This window comes from Methylibium sp. T29-B (assembly GCF_000576225.1).
In the GTDB taxonomy this organism is placed as follows: Bacteria; Pseudomonadota; Gammaproteobacteria; order Burkholderiales; family Burkholderiaceae_C; genus Methylibium; species Methylibium petroleiphilum.
Genome location: NZ_AZSN01000273.1, coordinates 1 through 2,921, shown reverse-complemented (window position 1 = coordinate 2,921; position 2,921 = coordinate 1). Strand labels below are relative to the sequence as shown.

Sequence of the window (2,921 nt, the reverse complement as noted above, 5' to 3'; positions counted from 1 at the left end):
CGGTCTACCGCCTGCCGGGCGGGGTCGCGGCGACGGTAGGCGCTGTGCAGCCGCTGATGGTCGTGTTCATCTCTGCCGCTCTGCTAGGTAGCCCGATACGATTGATGGCGGTCCTGGGGGCTATTTGCGGAACTGCGGGCGTGGCGCTGTTGGTGTTGACACCAAACGCAGCGCTAGATCCTGTCGGCGTCGCAGCGGGCCTGGCGGGGGCGGTTTCCATGGCGTTCGGAACCGTGCTGACCCGCAAGTGGCAACCTCCCGTGCCTCTGCTCACCTTTACCGCCTGGCAACTGGCGGCCGGAGGACTTCTGCTCGTTCCAGTAGCTTTAGTGTTTGATCCGCCAATCCCGATGCCTACAGGAACCAATGTTCTCGGCCTGGCGTGGCTCGGCCTGATCGGAGCGGGTTTAACCTACTTCCTTTGGTTCCGGGGGATCTCGCGACTCGAACCTACAGTTGTTTCCTTACTGGGCTTTCTCAGCCCGGGGACCGCCGTGTTGCTAGGATGGTTGTTCTTGGATCAGACGCTGAGTGCGCTTCAAATCATCGGCGTCCTGCTCGTGATCGGGAGTATCTGGCTGGGCCAACGTTCCAACCGCACTCCTAGGGCGCGTATAGCTTGCCGGAAGTCGCCTTGACCCGCATGGCATAGGCCTATCGTTTCCACGATCAGCGATCGGCTCGTTGCCCTGCGCCGCTCCAAAGCCCGCGACGCAGCGCCGGCAGGCAGAGCAAGTAGAGGGCAGCGCCTGCAATCCATGCCCACCCGTTCCACGTTGTTATAGAAGCCGCATAGATCGCCGTGAAGAGGAGGGGTCCGACGATCGAGGTCAGGCTGGTGAGCGCCGCCAGTGAGCCTTGCAGCTGCCCCTGACGTTCCTCATCCACCTGCCTGGACAACATTGCTTGCAGCGCCGGCATTCCGATGCCACCCGAAGCAAGCAGGACCATGATCGGGAACGCCATCCATCCCCGTGTCGCGAAGGCAAGCAGGATGTAGCCTGTGCCGTCGGCAATCATTCCGAGCATGAGTGCCCGCCTTTCGCCGAGCCGGGCGGCTACAGGGGCGGTGATCATTGCCTGGGCGAGTGAATGCAGAATGCCAAATGCGGCAAGCGAAATGCCGATCGTGGTCGCGTCCCAGTGAAAGCGATCCTCGCCGAAAATGACCCAAAGCGCGGCCGGCACCTGTCCGACAAGTTGCATGATGAAGAAGACCGCCATCAGGGCGGCGACGACGGTCATGCCCCGGGCCCACCGGAACGAAGCGAGCGGGTTGAGAGCCTCCCGGCGTAACGGCCGGCGTTCGCCTTTGTGCGACTCCGGCAAAAGGAAACAGCCCGTCAGGAAATTGAGGCCGTTCAAGGCTGCCGCGGCGAAGAACGGAGCGTGGGGGGAGAAACCGCCCATCAGCCCACCGAGCACAGGTCCCGCGACCATCCCGAACCCGAAACAGGCGCTCATGAAGCCGAAGTGCCGCGCGCGCTCATCGCCATCAGTGATATCGGCAATATAAGCGCCGGCTACCGCCCCAGTCGCCCCGGTGATGCCGGCCACGATCCGCCCGATATAGAGAACCCAAAGGAAAGGCACTGTCGCCATGATGGCGTAGTCGACAGTGGCGCCGGCCAGCGAGACGAGCAAGATTGGCCGCCGCCCGAAACGATCCGACAGCGCGCCCAGCACAGGTGCGCAGGCAAATTGCACCAACGCATACAGCGCCAGCAGAATGCCATAGTGGGCGGTGACGTCGTTCGAGTGAACCAGATCGCGCAGGAGGCCCGGCAGCACCGGCATAATCAGGCCGATGCCGACAGCGTCGAGCGCGACAGTGCTCAGAATTACGATCAGGGGTCTGTTGGGTTTCACGTCTGGCCTCCGGACCAGCCTCCGCTGGTCCGATTGAACGCGCGGATTCTTTATCACTGATAAGTTGGTGGACATATTATGTTTATCAGTGATAAAGTGTCAAGCATGACAAAGTTGCAGCCGAATACAGTGATCCGTGCCGCCCTGGACCTGTTGAACGAGGTCGGCGTAGACGGTCTGACGACACGCAAACTGGCGGAACGGTTGGGGGTTCAGCAGCCGGCGCTTTACTGGCACTTCAGGAACAAGCGGGCGCTGCTCGACGCACTGGCCGAAGCCATGCTGGCGGAGAATCATACGCATTCGGTGCCGAGAGCCGACGACGACTGGCGCTCATTTCTGATCGGGAATGCCCGCAGCTTCAGGCAGGCGCTGCTCGCCTACCGCGATGGCGCGCGCATCCATGCCGGCACGCGACCGGGCGCACCGCAGATGGAAACGGCCGACGCGCAGCTTCGCTTCCTCTGCGAGGCGGGTTTTCGGCCGGGGACGCCGTCAATGCGCTGATGACAATCAGCTACTTCACTGTTGGGGCCGTGCTTGAGGAGCAGGCCGGCGACAGCGATGCCGGCGAGCGCGGCGGCACCGTTGAACAGGCTCCGCTCTCGCCGCTGTTGCGGGCCGCGATAGACGCCTTCGACGAAGCCGGTCCGGACGCAGCGTTCGAGCAGGGACTCGCGGTGATTGTCGATGGATTGGCGAAAAGGAGGCTCGTTGTCAGGAACGTTGAAGGACCGAGAAAGGGTGACGATTGATCAGGACCGCTGCCGGAGCGCAACCCACTCACTACAGCAGAGCCATGTAGACAACATCCCCTCCCCCTTTCCACCGCGTCAGACGCCCGTAGCAGCCCGCTACGGGCTTTTTCATGCCCTGCCCTAGCGTCCAAGCCTCACGGCCGCGCTCGGCCTCTCTGGCGGCCTTCTGGCGCTCCTGCTGCGGCGTCCGCTCGTGGGCCGTGGCGCGGGTCCGCGCGCCGGCCTCGTGCGCCTGGCGCTCGCGGGCGAGGTCCAGGGCGGCCGTCTTCACGTTCTGCCTTGCGCAGATGAGAT

At 63.3% G+C, this 2,921-nt stretch carries 3 protein-coding genes and 1 pseudogene; 2 read left to right on the top strand and 2 right to left on the bottom strand.

Going from position 1 to position 2,921, the window contains the following annotated elements; translation table 11 throughout:
• The coding region (locus Y694_RS23850; protein ID WP_134874323.1) for a DMT family transporter at positions 1 to 638 on the top strand (638 nt) is incomplete at its 5' end.
• A gap of 31 nt (positions 639 to 669) precedes the next feature.
• On the opposite strand, the gene tet(A) is transcribed toward Y694_RS23850, so the two are convergent.
• Entirely contained in the window at positions 670 to 1,869 is a 1,200-nt protein-coding gene (gene tet(A) / locus Y694_RS20940) for a tetracycline efflux MFS transporter Tet(A) (protein ID WP_012579085.1), read from the bottom strand.
• A gap of 105 nt (positions 1,870 to 1,974) precedes the next feature.
• On the opposite strand from tet(A), the pseudogene tetR(A) reads away from it, so the two are divergent.
• Positions 1,975 to 2,624: pseudogene (gene tetR(A), locus Y694_RS20935) on the top strand (tetracycline resistance transcriptional repressor TetR(A)).
• A 31-nt stretch (positions 2,625 to 2,655) separates the two neighbouring features.
• Here the strand turns inward: tetR(A) and Y694_RS20930 are convergent.
• On the bottom strand, positions 2,656 to 2,898 hold the full coding sequence (locus Y694_RS20930; RefSeq protein ID WP_000844627.1) for a transposase: 243 nt from the start codon (positions 2,896 to 2,898) through the stop codon (positions 2,656 to 2,658).
• Between the last annotated feature and the right edge of the window lie 23 nt (positions 2,899 to 2,921).